The 19710-nt window shown below is 62.3% G+C and carries 17 protein-coding genes; 8 read left to right on the forward strand and 9 right to left on the reverse strand.

The features are described 5' to 3' along the window. Positions 1-3: 3 nt before the first annotated feature. The 8 genes from C4J83_RS17360 to urtA form a co-directional block, all read right to left on the reverse strand. The gene (locus tag C4J83_RS17360) at positions 4-1047 is read right to left on the reverse strand and encodes an aliphatic amidase (RefSeq protein ID WP_124417740.1); all 1044 of its coding nucleotides are present in this window, start codon (positions 1045-1047) and stop codon (positions 4-6) included. 15 nt (positions 1048-1062) lie between these two features. Continuing rightward, positions 1063-1410, reverse strand: coding sequence for an FmdB family zinc ribbon protein (locus C4J83_RS17365; protein WP_106579714.1), 348 nt, complete (start codon positions 1408-1410; stop codon positions 1063-1065). 2 nt (positions 1411-1412) lie between these two features. After that, positions 1413-2642: a formamidase gene (gene fmdA / locus C4J83_RS17370; protein WP_106579713.1), complete on the reverse strand. Its 1230-nt coding sequence runs from the start codon at positions 2640-2642 to the stop codon at positions 1413-1415. Positions 2643-2861: 219 nt separating this feature from the next. Beyond that, positions 2862-3551, reverse strand: a complete 690-nt coding sequence (gene urtE, locus C4J83_RS17380) for an urea ABC transporter ATP-binding subunit UrtE (protein WP_124417742.1) — start codon at positions 3549-3551, stop codon at positions 2862-2864. Positions 3552-3561: 10 nt separating this feature from the next. Further along, entirely contained in the window at positions 3562-4320 is a 759-nt protein-coding gene (urtD, locus tag C4J83_RS17385; RefSeq protein ID WP_124417743.1) for an urea ABC transporter ATP-binding protein UrtD, read from the reverse strand. Continuing rightward, positions 4317-5480 (reverse strand): urea ABC transporter permease subunit UrtC, encoded by a 1164-nt coding sequence (gene urtC / locus C4J83_RS17390; protein WP_124417744.1) that lies wholly within the window; start codon positions 5478-5480, stop codon positions 4317-4319. Before urtC ends, urtD begins: the two co-directional genes overlap by 4 nt. A gap of 10 nt (positions 5481-5490) precedes the next feature. Further along, positions 5491-6408, reverse strand: coding sequence for an urea ABC transporter permease subunit UrtB (gene urtB, locus C4J83_RS17395; RefSeq protein WP_164487945.1), 918 nt, complete (start codon positions 6406-6408; stop codon positions 5491-5493). Positions 6409-6575: 167 nt separating this feature from the next. Then, positions 6576-7784: an urea ABC transporter substrate-binding protein gene (urtA, locus tag C4J83_RS17400; protein WP_124417745.1), complete on the reverse strand. Its 1209-nt coding sequence runs from the start codon at positions 7782-7784 to the stop codon at positions 6576-6578. Positions 7785-8095: 311 nt separating this feature from the next. Between urtA and C4J83_RS17405 the strand changes: the two genes are divergently transcribed. Together C4J83_RS17405 and C4J83_RS17410 are read left to right on the forward strand one after the other, a co-directional pair. Beyond that, positions 8096-11479 carry an ATP-binding protein gene (locus C4J83_RS17405; RefSeq protein ID WP_124417746.1) on the forward strand — a complete coding sequence of 1128 codons (3384 nt, stop codon included), beginning with the start codon at positions 8096-8098 and terminating at the stop codon, positions 11477-11479. Further along, entirely contained in the window at positions 11454-12119 is a 666-nt protein-coding gene (locus C4J83_RS17410) for a response regulator (protein ID WP_119735995.1), read from the forward strand. The genes C4J83_RS17405 and C4J83_RS17410 overlap by 26 nt, the downstream gene beginning before the upstream one ends. Before the next feature lie 1122 nt (positions 12120-13241). Here the strand turns inward: C4J83_RS17410 and C4J83_RS17425 are convergent. After that, a complete protein-coding gene (locus tag C4J83_RS17425; protein WP_124417748.1) occupies positions 13242-14072 on the reverse strand; it encodes an IclR family transcriptional regulator in 831 nt (276 codons plus the stop codon). Positions 14073-14313: 241 nt separating this feature from the next. Between C4J83_RS17425 and C4J83_RS17430 the strand changes: the two genes are divergently transcribed. The 6 genes from C4J83_RS17430 to C4J83_RS17455 are packed head-to-tail and all read left to right on the forward strand — an operon-like array spanning position 14314 to position 19707. Then, on the forward strand, positions 14314-15342 hold the full coding sequence (locus tag C4J83_RS17430) for an ABC transporter ATP-binding protein (protein ID WP_124417749.1): 1029 nt from the start codon (positions 14314-14316) through the stop codon (positions 15340-15342). Then, positions 15339-16184, forward strand: a complete 846-nt coding sequence (locus C4J83_RS17435; RefSeq protein ID WP_106579701.1) for an ABC transporter permease — start codon at positions 15339-15341, stop codon at positions 16182-16184. Before C4J83_RS17430 ends, C4J83_RS17435 begins: the two co-directional genes overlap by 4 nt. A 4-nt stretch (positions 16185-16188) precedes the next feature. Then, on the forward strand, positions 16189-16983 hold the full coding sequence (locus tag C4J83_RS17440; RefSeq protein ID WP_124417750.1) for an ABC transporter permease: 795 nt from the start codon (positions 16189-16191) through the stop codon (positions 16981-16983). Further along, positions 16983-17273: a (2Fe-2S)-binding protein gene (locus tag C4J83_RS17445; RefSeq protein ID WP_124417751.1), complete on the forward strand. Its 291-nt coding sequence runs from the start codon at positions 16983-16985 to the stop codon at positions 17271-17273. Before C4J83_RS17440 ends, C4J83_RS17445 begins: the two co-directional genes overlap by 1 nt. Further along, on the forward strand, positions 17270-18613 hold the full coding sequence (locus tag C4J83_RS17450) for an FAD/NAD(P)-dependent oxidoreductase (RefSeq protein ID WP_124417752.1): 1344 nt from the start codon (positions 17270-17272) through the stop codon (positions 18611-18613). Before C4J83_RS17445 ends, C4J83_RS17450 begins: the two co-directional genes overlap by 4 nt. Next, positions 18610-19707 (forward strand): NAD(P)/FAD-dependent oxidoreductase, encoded by a 1098-nt coding sequence (locus C4J83_RS17455; RefSeq protein ID WP_124417753.1) that lies wholly within the window; start codon positions 18610-18612, stop codon positions 19705-19707. Before C4J83_RS17450 ends, C4J83_RS17455 begins: the two co-directional genes overlap by 4 nt. The last annotated feature ends 3 nt before the right edge of the window (positions 19708-19710 follow it).

Below are 19710 nucleotides of genomic sequence, written 5' to 3' on the forward strand. Positions count from 1 at the left end.
GCCCTACTCCGCTGTTCTTTCTTTACCGCCATGGGGCAGTTGCCCCACCGGGCATTCGGCGACACCCACGGTGCTGCGGGTGATTTTCTCGACATTTTCCTGAGCCTTTTGCGCGTCCAGCACCCAGGTGCGGTAGAACTCGAACGGGCAGTCCGCCACGCCCTTGTCGCCATCGCCCGAGGCATGCATGCCGGTATAGCCACGGTGCAGCAACTTGAACAGGTGGTTCTGCGACTGGTCGTTGGCCCGCGCATCGCGAATCTGCGACACCGACAGTTGCGCGTACTGAATACCCATCTCTTCCTCGCCGCACTCGCCCAAGGTGCGTCCGTCAAAGCCGATGATCGCCGAGTGACCGAAGTACGAATACACCCCGTCGAACCCCGCCGCATTCGCCACCGCCACATAGCAGTTATTCGCCCAGGCCATGCTCTTGGACATCTGCACCTGCTGCTCCTTGGCCGGGTACATATAACCCTGGCAGCGCACGATCAACTCGGCGCCCTTCATGGCGCAGTCGCGCCAGATTTCCGGATAGTTACCGTCATCGCAGATGATCAGGCTGATCTGCATGCCCTTGGGCCCGTCGCACACATAGGTGCGATCGCCCGGATACCAGCCTTCGATCGGGCACCAGGGAATGCACTTGCGGTAGCGCTGCACGATTTCGCCAAGGTTATTGATCAACACCAGCGTGTTGTACGGCGCCTTGTGCGGGTGCTCCTCGTGGCGCTCGCCGGTCAGGGAGAATACGCCCCAGGTGTTGGCTTGACGGCACGCGGCCGAGAAGATCGCCGTCTCTTCGCCGGGAATGCTCGCGGCCGTGGCCATCATCTCGTCGTGTTCGTACATGATGCCCATGGTGCTGTATTCGGGGAACACCACCAGGTCCATGCCGGGCAGGCCCTGCTTCATGCCGAGAATAATCTCGGCAATCTTCTTCGCGTTGTCGATGACTTCGGCCTTGGAATGCAGGCGCGGCATCTTGTAGTTCACCACCGCGACACCGACGGTGTCCGGGCTGCTGGAAATGTCGCCATGACGCATAACAACGCTCCTGGTCTAGTGACTGATCATCCACGGCCGAGGCCCGGTCCTGGTCTTGAGGCCCAAGGGGTTGGCCTTGCTCGGCTCGACTTTCTTGCGGGTGCCGCAGCAACTGCAACCGGCCGGATGTTTGCGGCCTTCCTGGTATTCGCCGACGGTTTGCGGCGCATGGGCGCTGCGCTCGTTACCGGCGATCGCCTTGCGCTGGTTGGCCGACAGCGTTTGCAAGGCCGGGGCCGAGACCCTGAGCTGCCCGCCCGGCCCTTCGCAGTACGGGCATTGGCTGGGCTCATTGCGTTGGGCGATGGGCCGCAACATCGTGAACGTGCCGCAGGTGGCACAGGCATATTCGTAGGTCGGCATGGCTACAGGTCCGGGGCAATGGGCAGGTCGATGCTGCCGTCGAGGAACTTGGTGGGGCCGTTGGCGTTGGGGTTGATGTCGAACTCGAAGATTTCGGTCGGCAGCCACAAGGTCGCGCAGGCATTCGGAATGTCCACCACGCCGCTGATATGCCCCTGCACCGGCGCCGAGCCGAGCAAGGCATAACCCTGGGCCGGCGAGTAGCCGAATTTGGTCAGGTAGTTGATCGCATTCAGGCAGGCCTGGCGGTAGGCGACGTTGACGTCCAGGTAGTGCTGCTGGCCTTGTTCGTCCACCGAAATGCCTTCGAAGATCAGGTAGTTCTTGTAGTTGGGCGTGATCGGGCTGGGCTTGAACACCGGGTTCTTGATCCCGTACTTGGCCATGCCGCCCTTGATCAGCTCGACTTTCATGTGCACCCAGCCGGCCATTTCGATGGCGCCGCAAAAGGTGATTTCGCCGTCGCCCTGGCTGAAGTGCAGGTCGCCCACCGACAGCCCTGCGCCGTTGACATAGACCGGGAAGAAAATCTTCGAACCGCGCGACAGGTCCTTGATATCGCAGTTGCCGCCATGCTCACGCGGCGGCACCGTGCGTGCGCCGGTCGCAGCCGCGTCGTCACGGGCCTGGCCCTTGAGCTTGCCCATGTGTGCAGTGGCGGCCAGTGGCGCATTGGCCAGCGGCGGCACGCGGGTCGGGTTGGTGTCGATCAGTTCCTGCTCGCGGCGGTTCCAGTCGGCGAGCATCACCGGGTCGGGCAGGCAGCCGATCAGGCCGGGGTGGATCAGGCCGGCAAAGTTAACCCCCGGAATGTGCCGCGAACGGGTGAACATGCCTTTGAAATCCCAGATGGCTTTTTGCGCGCTGGGGAAATGATCGGTGAGAAAACCGCCGCCGTTCTGCCGTGAAAAGAAGCCGTTGAAGCCCCACTGCGAGTCAGCCTTGGCGCCGATATCGAGCAAGTCCACCACCAGCAAATCACCCGGTTCGGCGCCGTGCACACCCACCGGGCCTGACAGGTAATGCACGGTGGACAGGTCCACGTCGCGCACATCACTGGCATCGTCATTGTTCTTGATTGCGCCGGCGGTCCAGTCGTAGGTTTCCAGGATGAAGTCATCACCGGGTTTGACCCAGCACGCCATCGGGATATCCGGGTGCCAGCGGTTATGAATATTTTCGTTTTCAGTGACGGGCTGGTTGAGGTCGACTTTGATCAGCGTTTCGGTCATGGGCTGGCTCCTGGGCGGATGGTCTGGTGCGTGGAATCCAGTCTCGGGGAGCCAGGGGAAACGGGAAATACGTTGGATGACGTATGAGATTTTCAGAGCAGACACAAAACAACTGTGGGAGCGGGCTTGCTCGCGAAAGCGGTGTGTCAGTTAACAGATAAGTCGACTGGTACACCGCATTCGCGAGCAAGCCCGCTCCCACATTAGAACTGTGTTGTTTTAGACGGACAGGTAGCGGCTTATGGTCGCCTCATCCACCCGATCCCGAGTCTCTTCAATCACAAACCGGCCCTTTTCGATCACTAGAAAACGGTCGGCGATTTCCAGGGTGAACGACAGCACTTGCTCGGACACCACAATGGTCAAATCGCGCAGGTTGCGAATCTCCTTCAGCGTGCGCGCAATGTCCTTGATGATCGACGGCTGAATGCCCTCGGTCGGCTCATCCAGCAACAACACCTTGGGGTTGGTGGCCAACGCCCGCGCAATCGCCAACTGCTGTTGCTGCCCACCGGACAGGTTGCCGCCCTTGCGCGACTGCATGTCATGCAGCACCGGAAACAGCGCATACAAGTCCTCCGGCACCTTGCCGCGGGCCGACGCCGGCAACCCGGTCTGGATATTTTCCAGCACCGTCATGCTCGGGAAAATCATGCGGCCCTGTGGCACATAGGCAATCCCACGCGCTACACGCTCATGGGTCTCCAGCGCCGACACATCGTGCCCGTCCACACTGACCTGGCCTTGCCACTGCGGCAGAATGCCCATCAGGCTCTTGAACAGCGTGGTCTTGCCCATGCCATTGCGGCCCATCACCGCAACGATCTCGCGCTTGGCCACATTCAGGTGCAGATCGTGGAGGATCTGGCTCTGCCCGTAACCACAGGACAACTGGTCGATCTTGAACATGCCGGTTTCCTCAGTGGCCCAAATACACTTCGATGACTTTAGGGTTGCTTTGCACCGACTCCATGCTGCCCTCGGCCAGCACCTTGCCCTGGTGCAGCACCGTGACCTTGTGAGCGATGCTTTTGACGAACTCCATGTCGTGCTCGATCACCAGCACCGAGCGGCCCTGGCTGATGCGGTTGAGCAACTGGGCGGTTTGTGCGCGCTCGTTGACGCTCATGCCCGCCACCGGTTCATCCAGCATCAGCAACTCGGGGTCTTGCATCAGCAACATGCCGATTTCCAGCCACTGCTTTTGCCCGTGGGACAGCAGGTCGGCCTGTTGCTGCAGCAAATCACCGAGGAAGATTTCCCGCGCCACTTCTTCCACCCGGGCGATCACCTGGGCATCGCGCTTGAAAAACAGCGCGCCCCACACCTTGCGCCCGGCGGGGTAAGACATCTCGAGGTTTTCAAACACCGTGAGGTTTTCGTAGATCGACGGGTTCTGGAACTTGCGCCCCACGCCGGCGCGCACGATGTTGTACTCGCGCATCCTGGTCAGTTCCTGACCGTCGAACTGGATGCTGCCGCTGGTAGCGCGGGTTTTGCCGCAGATCAGGTCGAGCACCGTGGTTTTGCCGGCGCCATTGGGGCCGATCACCACGCGCACTTCATTGCGGTCGATGTACAGGTTAAGGTTGTCGACCGCCTTGAAGCCGTCGAACGACACGGTGAGGCCTTCGATGGCCAGCACCGGTTTTTTCATTTCAAAACCGACGGCGGTCATGGCTGGGTCTCCAGAATGTTGCTTTTGGCTTTGGGTTTAATTGCCGGACTCACCGGGGGCGCCGCCACGGGTTTGCGCCGCAGCAGCTTGGCCAATGCCTGGCGACCGTGGCTGTCCCACAACCCGGCCAGGCCATTGGGGAAGTACATGACCACGGCGATGAACAGCCCGCCCATCAGGTACAGCCATAATTCAGGAAAGGACTCGGAAAAATACGTCTTGCCGTAGTTCACCAGCAGCGCGCCATACACCGCGCCAAGCAGCGACATGCGCCCGCCCACCGCGGCGAAAATCACCATTTCGATCGACGGCACGATGCCGACGAACGACGGCGACATAAAGCCCACCTGCAAGGCGAACATCGCCCCGCCAATCGCCGAAAACGCGGCGGCCACGCAGAACACGAAGATCTTGAAACTGGCCACGTCATAGCCGGAAAACCGCACGCGCTCTTCTTTGTCGCGCATCGCCATCAGCAGCCGGCCCAGCTTGGACGCGAGGATAAAACGGCCGATAAAGATGCAGCCGAACAGCAGGCCGGCGTTGATGAAATACAGGATCATTTTCGCGCTGTCGGTGCGCAGGTCCCAGCCCAGCAGGGTCTTGAGGTCGGTGATGCCGTTGACGCCACCGGTCAACCCTTGCTGGCCGACGATCAGCACGGTAAGGATCAGCGCAATCGCCTGCGTGACGATGGAGAAATACACATCGCCCACGCGCCGTTTGAATAGCGCCATGCCGATGATAAATGCCAGCAGCACCGGCACCGCGATCACCGCTACCAGCGTGAAGATGAAACTGTGAAACGGCTGCCACAGCCAGGGCAGTTCGGTGATCTGGTTCCAGTCCATGAAGTCCGGGATGCCCGGTGTGGATTGGATCTTGGTGCTCTCGGGGTCGGAGGCTTCCAGCTTGAGGAACATCGCCATGCAGTAACCGCCGACGCCGAAGAACACACCCTGCCCCAGGCTGAGAATGCCGCCATAGCCCCAGCACAGCACCAGGCCCACGGCGACGAACGCGTAGGTCAGGTATTTGCCGACCATGTTCAGGCGGAACGCGTCCAACGTCAGGGGAAACACCACCAGCACCAGCAACGCCAACAACACGATACCGATCAGGTTTTGCTGGCCGCCCAGCAGCTTGTCTAAAGCCTTCATCTGCTCGCCTCTACTTGCGCACTTTGATGGAGAACAACCCTTGCGGGCGCAGCATCAGGATCAGAATTACCGAGGACAACGTGAGTACCTTGGCCATTGAGCCACTGAGGAAAAACTCCGACAGCGATTGGGTCTGGGCGATCACGAACGCCGAGGCGATGGTGCCGAACAGGCTCTGCGCGCCGCCGAACACCACCACCAGGAAGGTGTCGACGATGTACTGCGAACCCGCCGTCGGCCCGGTGGAGCCGATGGTGGTAAATGCTGCGCCCGCGACACCGGCGACGCCGCAGCCGAGGGCGAAGGTCAGGCGGTCGACCTTGCGCGTATTGATCCCCACCGCGCGACTCATGAGACGGTTCTGCACGGTGGCGCGCACCTGCAGGCCCCACCGCGAGCGGTACAGCATCAGGAAGATCGCGGCGGTCAGCAGCAGGGTCAGGCCCATCATGAACAGGCCGTTGCGCGGGATTTCGATGGCATCGGTGAAATTCACCGAGCCCATCAGCCAGGCCGGCGGTTCGGCGCTGACTTCACGGGCGCCGAACACCGAACGAAAGGTTTGCTGCATCACCAGGGACAACCCCCAGGTGGCAAGCAAGGTGTCCAGCGGGCGCTTGTACAACCGGCTGATCATCGCCCACTCCACCAGCCAGCCGATGGCGCCGGCGACGAGGAATGACAGGGCAATGGCAACGAAGAAGTAATAGGGTTGAAAACTTGGCGCAAAGTGCGCGGTGAGGCTGGAGCACACGTAGGTGGTGTAGGCGCCAATGGTCAGGAACTCCCCGTGCGCCATGTTGATCACGCCCATCTGGCCAAAGATGATCGCCAGCCCCAATGCCATCAGCAACAGCACGCAGAACACGGACAAACCGTTGAACCCCTGCATCGCCGCGATGGCTCCAAATTCCGATAGCCATTCCATGATGATGGTCTCCTACAGAGAGATGAAATGCAGGCTTTTGCCGTTTTGCTTTATGTGGGAGGGGGCTTGCCCCCGATGAGGGTGGGTCAGCTTATACAGCTGTGACTGACCCACTGCTATCGGGGGCAAGCCCCCTCCCACAGTTTGAAACTCGACGTGCCTGAGGGTTATTGGTAACCCTTTGGAAATGGATTCGGCTCGATCAGATCCGACTCGTAGATCACCTTGAACTGGCCGTCAGGCTGCACTTCGCCGATACGCGATTTGCTCCACAGGTGATGGTTCTCATGGATCTTCACGTAGCCTTCCGGCGCGTTTTTCAGCTCGATGCCAGGGCTTGCCGCCACGACTTTATCCACGTCGAAACTGCCGGCCTTTTCCACCGCTGCTTTCCACAACCAAGGACCGAGGTACGCCGCCTGGGTCACATCGCCGATCACCGCGTCCTTGCCGTACTTGGCCTTGAAGGCTTCGACGAAGGCTTTGTTGTTCGGGTTGTCCAGGCTCTGGAAGTACTTCATCGAGGCGTAGAAACCGGCCATGTTTTCGCCGCCGATGCCGAGCAGCTCGTCTTCGGTGACCGACAGGGTCAGCAGGGTTTGTTTGGACGAATTCACGCCCGCCGCGTTGAGTTGTTTGTAGAACGCCACGTTGGAGCCGCCGACCACGGCCGCAAACACCACGTCCGGCTTCTTCAGTTTGACCTTGTTGATCAACGAGCCGAACTGAGTGTTGCCCAGCGGGTAGTAGTCTTCGCCAACCACCGTGCCGTGCAGCACGTTTTCAATGTGCTTGCGCGCGATCTTCATCGAGGTGCGTGGCCAGATGTAGTCCGAGCCGACCAGGTAGAAGGTCTTGGCGCCCTTGGTCTTGGCAATCCAGTCGAGGCTGGCGAGGATCTGCTGGGTGGCGTCCTGGCCGGTGTAGATTACGTTTTTCGACTGTTCCAGGCCTTCATAGAAGGTCGGGTAATAGAGCAAGCCGTTTTCTTTCTCGAAGATCGGCAGCACGGCTTTGCGTGAAGCCGACGTCCAGCAGCCGAACACGGCGGCGACCTTGTCGTTGACCAGCAGCTTCTTGGCTTTTTCGGCAAAGGTCGGCCAGTCGGAGGCACCGTCTTCCTGGATCACTTTGATCTGGCGTCCCAGGATCCCGCCCGAAGCGTTGATCTGTTCGATGGCCAGGCGCTCGGCCTGGATCGAGCCGGTTTCGGAAATCGCCATGGTACCGGTGGCCGAGTGCAACTGGCCGACGGTGACTTCGGTCGGGGTCACGGCCAGGCCTTCGTTATCGGCCAGCACGCCCTGGCTGAACAGAGCGGCCGCCAGTAAAGACAAGGCCAACAGCGGTGTGGAGCGGATCAATCGTGGTGCCATGGGGCGACTCCTCTGCAATGAGGGGGTCAGCATGGCGGCAGCCGGCCATCGCGGGTATACGCAGCCTGACGTAACCCTGTACGTCATTTGACGTATGCCGTTGTGCACCATTTCGGCGCAGGATCACGCCCGCCCTGACACTGGAGATCAACTGTGAGAGGGGGCTTGCCCCCGATAGCGGCCTGGCAGTCAGTGCATTTGCCATTGGCCCACCGCGATCGGGGGCAAGCCCCCTCCCACATTTGCATCTCAGCGCACTTGAGGGCATGGAACTTGCTCGCCAACCTCGCCCTCCTCTGGAGTTAACCACCGTGCACCCTTTCTCCGGCACCCAGCGCATCGTCAAGATCCGCCGCGACTACAACACCTGGGTCGCCGACGAGACCATGGAAGACTACGCCCTGCGCTACACGCCCAAATCCTTTCGCAAGTGGTCGGAACTGCGCATCGCCAACACTGCCCTGGGCGCCGTGTCCTTTCTGGCGCTGGAAGCCATTGGCGGCGTGCTCGCCTTGAGCTATGGCTTCACCAACACCTTCTGGGCGATCCTGGCGATCAGCCTGGTGATCTTCCTCACCGGCCTGCCCATCAGCTATTACGCCGCCCGTTACGGCGTGGACATGGACCTGCTGACCCGCGGCGCCGGCTTTGGCTATATCGGCTCGACCATCACCTCGTTGATTTATGCCAGCTTCACGTTCCTGTTCTTCGCGCTGGAAGCGGCAATCATGGCCCTGGCCCTGGAGCTGTATTTCCACATTCCGCTGGCCATCGCCTATGTGATCTGCTCATTGCTGGTGATTCCGCTGGTGGCCTACGGCGTAACCCTGATCAGCCGCCTGCAATTGTGGACGCAACCGCTCTGGCTGCTGTTGCTGGTGTTGCCCTACGGCTTCGTCTGGTGGAAAAACCCCGACGCCTTCAGCGACTGGACCAGCTTTGTCGGACGCAGTGGCGACGGCGGCGGTTTTAATTTGCTGTCGTTCTGCGCCGCCTGCACCGTGGCGCTGTCGCTGGTCACGCAGATCGGCGAACAGGTCGACTACCTGCGCTTCCTGCCGGAAAAGACCGCCGCCAACCGCAAACGCTGGTGGGCCGCCCTGCTCTGCGCCGGGCCCGGCTGGATCATCCCCGGCGCGTTGAAAATGTTCGCCGGGGGGTTTCTGGCGTTTCTCGCCCTGCAACATGAAATCCCCATGGAGCGCGCCGCCGAGCCCACGCAGATGTACCTGGTCGCGTTCCGCTATGTGTTCAGCTCGCCGGAATGGGCGCTCGGCGCGATGGTGCTGTTCGTGTTCATCTCACAGATGAAAATCAACCTGACCAACGCCTACGCCGGCTCCCTGGCTTGGTCGAACTTCTTCGCCCGCGTGACCCACAGCCACCCCGGCCGCGTGGTGTGGCTGGTGTTCAACGTGGCCATCGCGCTGATGCTGATGGAGCTGGGCGTATTCGATGTGATCGACCAGGTGCTGGGGCTCTATGCCAACATCGCGATTGCCTGGATCGGCACGCTGGTGGCCGACCTGGTGATCAACAAGCCGCTGGGCCTGTCGCCCAAACACATCGAGTTCAAGCGCGCGCACCTTTACGACATCAACCCTGTGGGCGTCGGCTCGATGCTGATTGCCTCGCTGCTGTCGATCCTCGCCCATTTCGGCCTGTTCGGTGCCCTTGCCCAGGCCGCGCCGCCCTTCGTCGCGCTGGGCACGGCACTGATCATGGCGCCGCTGTTGGCCTGGCTGACCCAGGGCAAGTACTACATCGAGCGTACCAGCGACGTGACCCTGATTCACCCGGTGGCCCCCGCCACCCACGCGGTGTGTGGGCTGTGCAGCAACCCGTTCGAAACCGCCGACATGGCGTTTTGTCCGGCCTACAGCACGCCCATCTGTTCGCTGTGCTGCTCGCTGGATGCGCGTTGCGGTGACCGGTGCAAACCTCATGCGCGCCTCGTCACGCAGTTCGAAGGCGTATTGCGCTGGCTGCTGCCCACCACCCTGATGCCGCGCCTGCATACGCGGCTGGCGCACTACCTGGGGTTGTTGCTGGTGCTGGTGCTGCTGCTCGCCGGCGCGCTGGCGCTGATCTACGTACAGGCCGCCCAAGGGTTGCCGCATTCGGAGACCTTGTATCAGGCGTTTTTCAAGGCGTTCCTCACCCTATCGGTATTGGCCGCCGTGCTCGCCTGGTGGGTAGTGCTGACCCGCGAAAGCCGGCGTGTCGCCCAGGAAGAATCCGACCGCCAGACCCTGCTGCTGATGCAGGAAATAGACGCCCACAGCCTCACCGACCAAGCCCTGCAACACGCCAAAGAGGCCTCCGAAGCCGCGAACGCCGCCAAAAGCCGTTACGTCACCGGGCTGTCTCACGAGCTGCGCACGCCGCTGAACAGCATCCTTGGTTTTACCCAGATCCTGCAGCGCGACAACGCCATGCCCGAGCAGCATCAGGACGCACTGGCGACTATCCTGCGCAGCGGCTCGCACCTGCTGTCGCTGATCGATGGCCTGCTCGACGTGGCCAAGATCGAGGCTGGCAAACTGCGCCTGGAACTCACGGAAATCCCCTTCCCCGAGTTGATCCACGACCTGGAACAGATGTTCACCCCACAAGCCCAGGACAAGGGCCTGCGCTTTCGCCTGGACTGCGTGGGCAAGATCCCGGCCGTGGTGCGTGGCGATGAAAAGCGTGTGCGCCAGATCCTGATCAACCTGCTCGGCAACGCGGTGAATTTCACCGACAGCGGCGAGGTCTGCCTGCGGGTCAGCTATCGGCGCGAGACCGCCAACTTTGAAATCATCGACACCGGGATCGGCATCGACCCTGGGCAGATCGAGCGGATTTTCCAGCCATTCGAGCGCGGCGATCTGATGCGCCAGGACAAGGGCGTGGGCCTGGGGCTGACCATCACGCGCATGCTCACCTCGCTGATGGGCGGCGAATTGCGCGTCACCAGTGAGCTGGACAAAGGCACGTGTTTCCAGGTGCGGCTGTTCCTCTCGCAAGTGCGCGCGCCGCAGGCGATGGTGCACGTGGAGCACGACATCATCGGTTATCACGGTGTGCGCCGGCGCATCCTGGTGGTGGACGACCATGTGGACCATCGCAAGGTGCTCAGTGGCATGCTCACACCGCTGGGGTTTGAAGTGATCCAGGCCAGCAATGGCCAGGACGCGATCCGCCAGGTGGCGCTGCTGGCGCCGGACCTGATCCTGATGGACCTGTCGATGCCAACTCTGGATGGATGGGAAACCAGCCGCTTGATCCGCCGCAATGCGCTGTCCAGCGCGCCGATCATCGTGATCTCGGCCAACGCCTTTACCGACGACCGCGAACGCAGCATCGCCGCCGCCTGCAACGATTACCTGGCCAAACCGGTGCGCACCCCGGAACTGCTCGGGTGCCTGCAACAGCACTTGGACCTGCAGTGGTTGCGGCGTACCCGAACGTCCACGCCGCCTGCACCGCCCAGCGTATTGCCCAGCCCTGAAGACCTCGCCGCCCTCGCCGAACTCAGCGCCATCGGCTACGTGCGCGGCTTGCACGAAAAACTCGACACCATCCTGGAACATCGCCCGGACGCCGCGCCTTTCATCGCCAAAGTGCGCGGGCTGCTCAAGGGGTTCCGCCTGGATGAACTCAACCGAACCTTAAAGGAGGCCGAAGATGAATGCGCTCACCCGCAGCACTGAACCTGGCGTGGTGCTGATCGTCGATGACACCCCGGACAACCTCGCCATGCTCTCCGACGCCCTTGATGACGCCGGCTACATGGTGCTGGTGGCACTGGACGGCCTCAGCGCGTTGAACCGCGTGCAACGCCGGCGCCCGGACCTGATCCTGCTGGACGCGATGATGCCCGGGCTGGACGGTTTCGAAACCTGCCGTCGGCTCAAGGCCCAACCGGCCAGCGCAGACATCCCGGTGGTGTTCATGACCGGGCTGACCGACAGCAAGCACGTGGTGCAGGGGTTTGAGGTGGGTGGCAGCGATTACGTGACCAAGCCGATCCAGACGGATGAGGTATTGGCGCGGGTAGCAGCGCATTTGCGTACATCACGGATCCTGCTCTCGGCGCGTGCCGCGACGCAGCCGAGCATGCTGACCCTGGAGGACGCCCCGGCGCAACGACTGTTATCCGCCCGATTTCAACTGACCGAGCGTGAGGTGGAAGTGCTGCGTTGGGTAGCGTGTGGCAAAACCAATCGGGATATCGGCGACATCCTGGGGTTGAGCCCCAGGACGGTGAACAAGCATTTGGAGCATGTGTATGTGAAGCTCGGCGTAGAGACTCGAACAGCCGCCACCTCAGTAGCGTTGGCCGCAATCTGAATGGGTGTGGGTTTTGTGTGGACCTCAGTACATCACGTAAAGACTGTGCTGATCTCTCAGCTGTACTCGGTCAATGTGGGAGCTGGCTTGCCTGCGAAGGCATCGACTGGGGGTTACTGATACACCGAGGTGTCTGCATCGCAGGCAAGCCAGCTCCCACAGAACAGCAAAAGCACTGCGGTGCTGGCAGCTGAACTCGGTCAACTTGTGGGAGCGGGCTTGCCTGCGAAGGCATCGACTGGGTGTTACTGATGCACCGAGGTGTCTGCCTCGCAGGCAAGCCAGCTCCCACAGAAAAGCAAAAGCACTGCGGTGGTGGCAGCTGAACTCGGTCAATGTGGGAGCGGGCTTGCCTGCGAAGGCATCGACTGGGTGTTACTGATACACCGAGTTGTCTGCATCGCAGGCAAGCCAGCTCCCACAGAAAAGCAGAAGCACTGCGGTGCTGGCAGCTGAACTCGGTCAATTTGGGAGCTGGCTTGCCTGCGAAGGCGTCGACTGGGTGTTACTGATGCACCGAGGTGTCTGCCTCGCAGGCAAGCCAGCTCCCACAGAAAAGCAAAAGCACTGCGGTGGTGGAGGCTGCACTCGGTCAAATTGTGGGAGCGGGCTTGCTCGCGAAGGGGGTGGGTCAGTGACACATGAGCTGACTGACACACCGCCTTCGCGAGCAAGCCCGCTCCCACATTTGGAGCTCTGTGCATCAGATAGAAGCGCGTTGCTGTGCTGTTGCTGTGCTTTTGCTTTTACCACTCAGGTCGGCTACCAGGCCGCCGTGCTCTGCTCTTGATCTGCTTTTGATCTTGATCTGACAGGCCCCGTCAACCACGCTGGCCGAACGCAGGCTTGAATCCGTGGGTAACCCGGCAGGACGCCGGGTTAGCCGTGTTGGGCCATGGATGGCCCGTCGCGGCGGCCCACGGATTCAAGCCGGAGTGAGGGCACACCGAGCCTAAGCGAGGGGCCGAGTGGTGGGGCACAGACCTTTTGGTTACTTTTGGGGCGTTTGCCAAAAGTGACCCGCTGTAAGAGCGGAACCGCCAGCCGCCGTTACCGCAGCAACGGATACGCACTCATATCTACCAAAACCACCCACGGCCTCCCGTCGGCAACACACCCAAGCTACCCACCAAAAGTCTGCGAAGGCCGGCGCAACGTCGGATCAAACGGATTAATCCTCGGCCCGATCGCCGCCGCCTCACGCTTGAGCAACTCCACCACCATCGGCAACCGGCTAGGCCCCAGACGATCACTGATGGTCGCCACACTCAACGCCGCCACCGCATACCCCTCGCGATTCAAAATCGGCACCGCCAACCCCGCCATGCCTTCCAGCACGCCGGTGTTGCGCGCGGCATACCCCAGGCTGCGCACATTCTCCACCTCCGAACGCAGCAGCACCTCGTCATACAGGTGAAAATCCTTGAGCCGAGGCAAGTTGTAGCGAATCACCGTCTCACGCTCCTCCTGCGGCAAGAACGCCAGAATCGCCAAACTGCCCTGCCCTACGCCCAACGCCACACGCCCGCCAATATCCCCGGTAAAAGTGCGGATCGGGTACGGCCCTTCGCTGCGGTCCAGGCAGACCGCATCAAAACCACTGCGTGCCAGCAAAAACAGCGAATCACCCAACGACGCACTCAAGCGCAACATGCTCGGCCGCACCAGGTCGCGCAGGTTGCCGGTCTTGCCTGCGTTCGCCGCCAGCGCGAAGAACTCCAGGCTCAGGCGATAACGCTTGCTGCGCGCGTCCTGCTCGACCATCCCCTCGTCCATCAGGCTGCGCAACAGCCGATGGGTGGTGGGCTGCGACAGGCCCACCTGTTGCGCCAGTTGAGTCACGCGTTCGCCGCCTTCGGGCACGTCGCCCAATGCACGCAACAGCGCGAACACCCGCGACACACTGCCCGAACCCACTTCTTTGCCGCTGTCATTCCGTTCAGTGGAATCCATATCACATAATCTCGGCGTAAATTCTGCTGAATGAATAAATTGGAAAATAATAGTCCGTTGAGTGAAATTCCATCTTCCGCCCATCCTAGTCTTCGTCCTAATCTGCGTCCACAGGGGCGAAATGAACAACAAACGGCAGCCGACTCGAGATCGAGCGCCACCGCACCCGCAACACTCTTTTCGCATCTGCCCAAAACAAAAAAGCGCGTTTCGACGCGACTCAAAAAGGTGGAACGCAGACATGGCTTTTCTCCAACTCAACGCCTTGAGCAAACGTTACGGCGCCGTCGACGCGGTGGTCGCCACTGACCTTGCGGTAGAAAAAGGCGAGTTCGTTTCCCTGCTCGGTCCCTCGGGCTGCGGCAAAACCACCACCCTGCAAATGATCGCCGGCTTCGTCGACGTGAGCGGCGGGCAGATCCTGCTCGACGGCCGCGACATCACCCACGCCAAACCCGCCAGCCGTGGCCTGGGCGTGGTGTTCCAGAGCTACGCGCTGTTCCCGCACATGACCGTGCGCGACAACGTCGCCTTCGGCCTGAAGATGCGCAAAGTGCCGGCCGCCGAAATCGCCAGCAAGGTCAAGACCGTGCTGGAACTGGTGCGCCTGGCGCCGCACGCCGAGCGCTACCCGCGTGAGCTCTCCGGCGGCCAGCGCCAGCGTGTAGCGCTGGCCCGCGCGCTGGTGATCGAGCCGCCGGTGCTGCTGCTCGATGAGCCGTTGTCCAACCTCGACGCCAACCTGCGCGAGGAAATGCAGTTTGAAATCCGCCGCATCCAGTGCGCCGTGGGCATCACCACCTTGATGGTCACCCACGACCAGGCCGAAGCGCTGTCGATCAGCGACCGCGTGGTGGTGATGCAGGCCGGACGCGTCACGCAGATCGACGCACCCTACAAGCTCTACGAACACCCGCGCACGCGCTTCATATCGGACTTCGTCGGCAAGGCCAACCTGCTGCCGGGCGACTACGACGAACTCGGTACCCCACAAGTGCGCCACGCCAGCGGCGACGGGGAGCTGACCCTGAGCCTGCGCCCGGAAAAAATCACCTTGGTGGCCGCAGGCAGCGGGCGCGTGCAAGGCAAGGTCCTCGACAGCTACTTTTTCGGCAGCCAATGGCTGTACCGCGTCCACACCTCGCTTGGCGAAATCACCGTGGTGCGCAGCAACGACGGCAGCGCGCCGCTCGGTTGCGGCGCGGCAGTCGGCCTGGACTGGCACGCCGGCCTGCTGCGCGTGCTGGCGACGGATGAGGTGCGCGCATGAGTCGGGGTTATCTGCTGTCGTTGCCGGCCCTGGCGCTGTTCACCGGGCTGTTGATTCTGCCGCTGGTGATGACGCTGGTGCTGTCGTTCAACGTGTTCGACTACCAGGTGGGCGTGAAGGCGGATGAATGGACCTTGGCGCATTACCTGTCGCTGTTCAGTGATGCGTACTTCTATGAAATCTTCTGGCGCACCTTCTGGATCAGCGCGCTGGTGACCTTGCTGTGCGTCGTGATCGGCGTGCCCGAGGCTTACATTCTGAGCCGCATGGGCACGCCGTGGCGCTCGATCTTCCTGATCCTGATCCTCACGCCGTTGCTGATTTCGGTGGTGGTGCGCGCCTTCGGCTGGAGCCTGTTGCTCGGCGCCGACGGGCTGGTCAACCAAGTGATCCAGGCCCTCGGCGGGCGCCCGGTGAAACTGCTGTACACACCGTTTGCGGTGATCATCGCGCTGGTGCACGTGATGCTGCCGTTCATGATCATTCCGGTGTGGACCTCGCTGCAAAAACTCGACCCGTCGGCAGAACAGGCGGCGCTGTCACTCGGCGCCAGCCAGGCCACGGTGATGCGCAGGATCGTGTTGCCGCAGGTGATGCCCGGCGTGCTGTCCGGCACGTTGATTGTGTTCGGCCTGGCGGCCAGCTCGTTTGCGATCCCCGGCCTGCTCGGCGGGCGCCGCCTGAAAATGGTCGCCACGGTGGTGTACGACCAGTACCTCTCGGAACTCAACTGGCCCATGGGCGCGACCATCGCGGTGGTGCTGCTGTTGGTCAACCTGCTGATCATGCTGAGCTGGAACCGCATGGTCGAAAGCCGCTACAAAAAGTCCCTGGGGGTTTAAGCGCATGTCCAGAAACGGTCCTTTGGCCCTCGGCTTTCATGGTGTGGTGGTGCTGTTCATGATGGCGCCGCTGGTGGTGGTGTGCCTGGTGGCGTTCACCCCGGAAAACACCTTGAGCCTGCCGACGTCGGGCTTCTCGCTGCGCTGGTTTCGCGCGGTGTTCGAGCGCGCCGACTTTATCCAGGCGTTCTATAACAGCCTGATCCTGGCGTTTACCGCCGCTACCCTGGCCACGCTGATTGCAGTACCGGCGGCCTTGGCGATCAGCCGTTATCAGTTTCCGGGGCGCAACTTTTTCAGTGCGTTGTTCCTGTCGCCAATCATCATCCCGCACCTGGTGCTGGGCGTAGCGATGCTGCGTTTGTTTGCGCTGATGGGCGTAAATGGCAGCTTCACCTGGCTGATGCTCGCCCACGTGGTGATCATCACCCCGTACGTGCTGCGCCTGGTGCTGGCGGCGGCAATCGGCATTGACCGCAGCGCCGAACAGGCGGCGCAGTCGCTGGGTGCCAGCCGCTTTACGCTGTTTCGCCAAATCACCCTGCCGATGATTCTGCCCGGTGTGGCCGGCGGCTGGTTGTTGGCGTTCATCAACAGTTTCGATGAAGTGACGCTGTCGATCTTCGTCAGCTCGCCGGCCACGCAAACCCTGCCGGTGCGCATGTACGTGTACGCCACCGAGTCCATCGACCCGATGATGGCGGCGGTGTCGGCGCTGGTGATTGCGCTGACCGCAGCAACCATGATTCTGCTCGACCGGGTCTACGGCCTGGACCGCGTGCTGGTGGGGAAACATTGATGGCGCTGTTCAAACGATTGGCCGAAACCCAGCGCCCGGCTGTGGCCTTCACCCTGGATGGGCAACCCGCTACGGGCTTGCTCGGTGACACGTTACTGACCGCCGTGCTGACCTGTGCCGAGCACCTGCGGGGCAGCGATTTCAGCGCCGAACGCCGGGCCGGGTTCTGCCTGATGGGCGCCTGCCAGGACTGCTGGGTGCGGCTGGAAGATGGGCGCCGCGTACGGGCCTGTGCGACGTTATTGGAAGAAGGCCAGGCGATCAGCCGTGATCCGGGGCGCCAAGCATGAAGCCGATTGTGATTGTGGGCGCAGGGCCGGCCGGCATCAGTGCCGCGCGCACCCTGCTCGACCACGGCGTCACGCCGTGCCTGGTGGATGAAAGCCTGCGCGGCGGCGGGCAGATTTACCGGCGCCAACCGGCCAACTTCCAGCGCTCGGCCAAGCAGCTTTACGGGTTTGACGCCAGCAAGGCCGAGGCCGTGCACCGCACCATGGATGAGCTGGCACCTTTGATCGACTACCGGCCGCAAACCCTGGTGTGGAACGCCGAGGACGGGCGCCTGGATATGCTCAACAACGGCCGTGCCGAGAGCGTCGAGTACGCGCAACTCATCGTCGCCACGGGCGCCACCGACCGCATCCTGCCGGTGCCCGGCTGGACCTTGCCCGGCGTCTACAGCCTGGGCGCGGCGCAGATCGCCTTGAAGTATCAAGGCTGCGCCATCGGTGAGCGCGTGGCGTTTTGCGGCAGCGGACCGTTGCTGTACCTGGTGGCGTATCAATACGCCAAGGCTGGGGCCAAGGTGGTCGCGGTGCTCGACAGCGCACCCTTCAGCGCGCAATGCCGCGCCTTGCCTGCATTGCTCGGGCAACCGGCGACGCTGGCCAAGGGAGTGTATTACCGCGCCTGGCTCACGGCCCATGGCATTCCCGTGCACCAGGGCGCGACGCTCACGCAGATCGACGGCGAACAGCGGGTTAAAGGAATTCGCTGGGGCGAGCACACCTTGGACTGCGATGCCGTGGCCTTCGCCCATGCCTTGCGCAGCGAGACACAGCTGGCGGATTTGCTCGGCTGCGAATTTGCCTGGAACAGCTTGAACCGAGCCTGGTTGCCGGAGCGCGACAGCGCCGGGCGCAGCAGCATCCTCGGCGTGTACCTGGCAGGCGATGGCGCCGGAATCATGGGCGCCGACGCGGCGCAGATGGCCGGTGAGCGCGCCGCGTTGGCGGTATTGGAAGACGCTGGTATGGCCACTGATCATCGCCGCATCGCCGTCCTGGAACAGCAACTGGCGAGCATCCAGCGCTTTCGCCACGGCCTGGAAACCGCATTCCCCTTCCCCGAACACTGGGCCTCGCAGGCGCCGGATGAACTGATGCTGTGCCGCTGCGAAGAAGTCAGCGTCGGCGAGGTGCGCGCGGTGGTGGATGAAGGCCACTGGGAAATCAATCGGGTCAAAGCCCATTGCCGCGTCGGCATGGGCCGCTGCCAGGGCCGCATGTGCGGGCTGGCAGCGGCGGAAATTGTCGCCGAGCGCAGTGGCCGCGGGATTGAACACGTCGGGCGCCTGCGCGGCCAGGCGCCGATCAAGCCGCTGCCGTTTGGCGTAGAGGTGCAGCCATGATCGACGTGATCGTGTTGGGCGGCGGCATCGTCGGCGCTTCGGCGGCCTTGATGCTGGCGCAAAAAGGTCAGCGCGTGGCGTTGGTAGAGCGCGACTTTTGCGGCTCGCACGCAAGCGGTGTGAACTACGGAGGCGTACGCCGTCAGGGTCGGCCATTGCATCAATTGCCGCTGTCGCAGCGCGCCCATCAGTTGTGGGCCGACTTGCCGGGGCTGATCGGCATCGACGGCGAGTACGTGCGCTCCGGGCATTTGAAGTTGGCGCGCAGCCATGCCGATTTTGCCGCGCTGCACACCTATGCCGAGCAAACCCGAGGCTTTGGGCTGGGCTTGCAGTTGTTGGATCACGCGCAACTGCGCGCGCGATTCCCTTGGGTCGGCGATATCGCGGTCGGCGCTTCATTGTGCCCTGAAGACGGGCACGCCAACCCGCGCCTGGTGTCGCCCGCCTTTGCCCGCGCCGCGCAGCGCCAGGGTGCTGAGGTACACGAGCAGGCCGAAGTGGTGCGCATCGAACATGACGGCCAGCGGTTTCAGGTGCGCTGCGCCAACGGCCTGCACCTGCAAGCGCCGTGGCTGCTCAACTGCGCCGGCGCCTGGGCCGGGACCGTCGCCGCGCAATTTGGCGAACCGGTGCCGATCACCTCGGCGCACCCGGCGATGCTGGTGACCGAGCCGCTGCCGGTGGTCATGGACGTGAGTACCGGCGTTGAAGGCGGCGGCATTTATGCGCGCCAGGTTGCCCGTGGCAATTGCATTCTTGGCGGCGGCCGGGGCTTTGCCCTTGGCCCGCTGACGGCGCGTCCGGGGCAGGCGGCGGTGCTGGAGATTTTGCGCAACGCCGGCGAGTTGTACCCGTTTCTCAAAGGTGCCCAGGCGATACGTACCTGGAGCGGCACCGAAGGTTACTTACCCGATCACGAACCGGTGATCGGCCCCAGCAGCACCCAGCCTGGCCTGCTTCACGGTTTCGGCTTTGCCGGCGCCGGGTTCCAGCTCGGCCCTGCGGTCGGTGAAGCCCTGGCAGAGATCGTCTGCAGCGGGGCCAGCCGGCAACCCATCGAAGCGTTTTCCATCCGTCGTTTCCAAGCCTGAGAG

Source organism: Pseudomonas sp. LBUM920 (assembly GCF_003852315.1).
GTDB lineage: Bacteria > Pseudomonadota > Gammaproteobacteria > Pseudomonadales > Pseudomonadaceae > Aquipseudomonas.

Bases quoted from the DNA above. Each gene is read 5' to 3' on its own strand.
- urtA (WP_124417745.1), bottom strand. From the start codon at position 7,784: ATGGCACCACGATTGATCCGCTCCACACCGCTGTTGGCCTTGTCTTTA.
- urtD (WP_124417743.1), bottom strand. From the start codon at position 4,320: ATGACCGCCGTCGGTTTTGAAATGAAAAAACCGGTGCTGGCCATCGAA.
- C4J83_RS17360 (WP_124417740.1), bottom strand. From the start codon at position 1,047: ATGCGTCATGGCGACATTTCCAGCAGCCCGGACACCGTCGGTGTCGCG.
- C4J83_RS17450 (WP_124417752.1), top strand. From the start codon at position 17,270: ATGAAGCCGATTGTGATTGTGGGCGCAGGGCCGGCCGGCATCAGTGCC.
- C4J83_RS17410 (WP_119735995.1), top strand. From the start codon at position 11,454: ATGAATGCGCTCACCCGCAGCACTGAACCTGGCGTGGTGCTGATCGTC.
- C4J83_RS17425 (WP_124417748.1), bottom strand. From the start codon at position 14,072: ATGGATTCCACTGAACGGAATGACAGCGGCAAAGAAGTGGGTTCGGGC.
- C4J83_RS17430 (WP_124417749.1), top strand. From the start codon at position 14,314: ATGGCTTTTCTCCAACTCAACGCCTTGAGCAAACGTTACGGCGCCGTC.
- fmdA (WP_106579713.1), bottom strand. From the start codon at position 2,642: ATGACCGAAACGCTGATCAAAGTCGACCTCAACCAGCCCGTCACTGAA.
- C4J83_RS17435 (WP_106579701.1), top strand. From the start codon at position 15,339: ATGAGTCGGGGTTATCTGCTGTCGTTGCCGGCCCTGGCGCTGTTCACC.
- C4J83_RS17445 (WP_124417751.1), top strand. From the start codon at position 16,983: ATGGCGCTGTTCAAACGATTGGCCGAAACCCAGCGCCCGGCTGTGGCC.
- C4J83_RS17440 (WP_124417750.1), top strand. From the start codon at position 16,189: ATGTCCAGAAACGGTCCTTTGGCCCTCGGCTTTCATGGTGTGGTGGTG.
- urtE (WP_124417742.1), bottom strand. From the start codon at position 3,551: ATGTTCAAGATCGACCAGTTGTCCTGTGGTTACGGGCAGAGCCAGATC.
- urtB (WP_164487945.1), bottom strand. From the start codon at position 6,408: ATGGAATGGCTATCGGAATTTGGAGCCATCGCGGCGATGCAGGGGTTC.
- C4J83_RS17455 (WP_124417753.1), top strand. From the start codon at position 18,610: ATGATCGACGTGATCGTGTTGGGCGGCGGCATCGTCGGCGCTTCGGCG.
- urtC (WP_124417744.1), bottom strand. From the start codon at position 5,480: ATGAAGGCTTTAGACAAGCTGCTGGGCGGCCAGCAAAACCTGATCGGT.
- C4J83_RS17365 (WP_106579714.1), bottom strand. From the start codon at position 1,410: ATGCCGACCTACGAATATGCCTGTGCCACCTGCGGCACGTTCACGATG.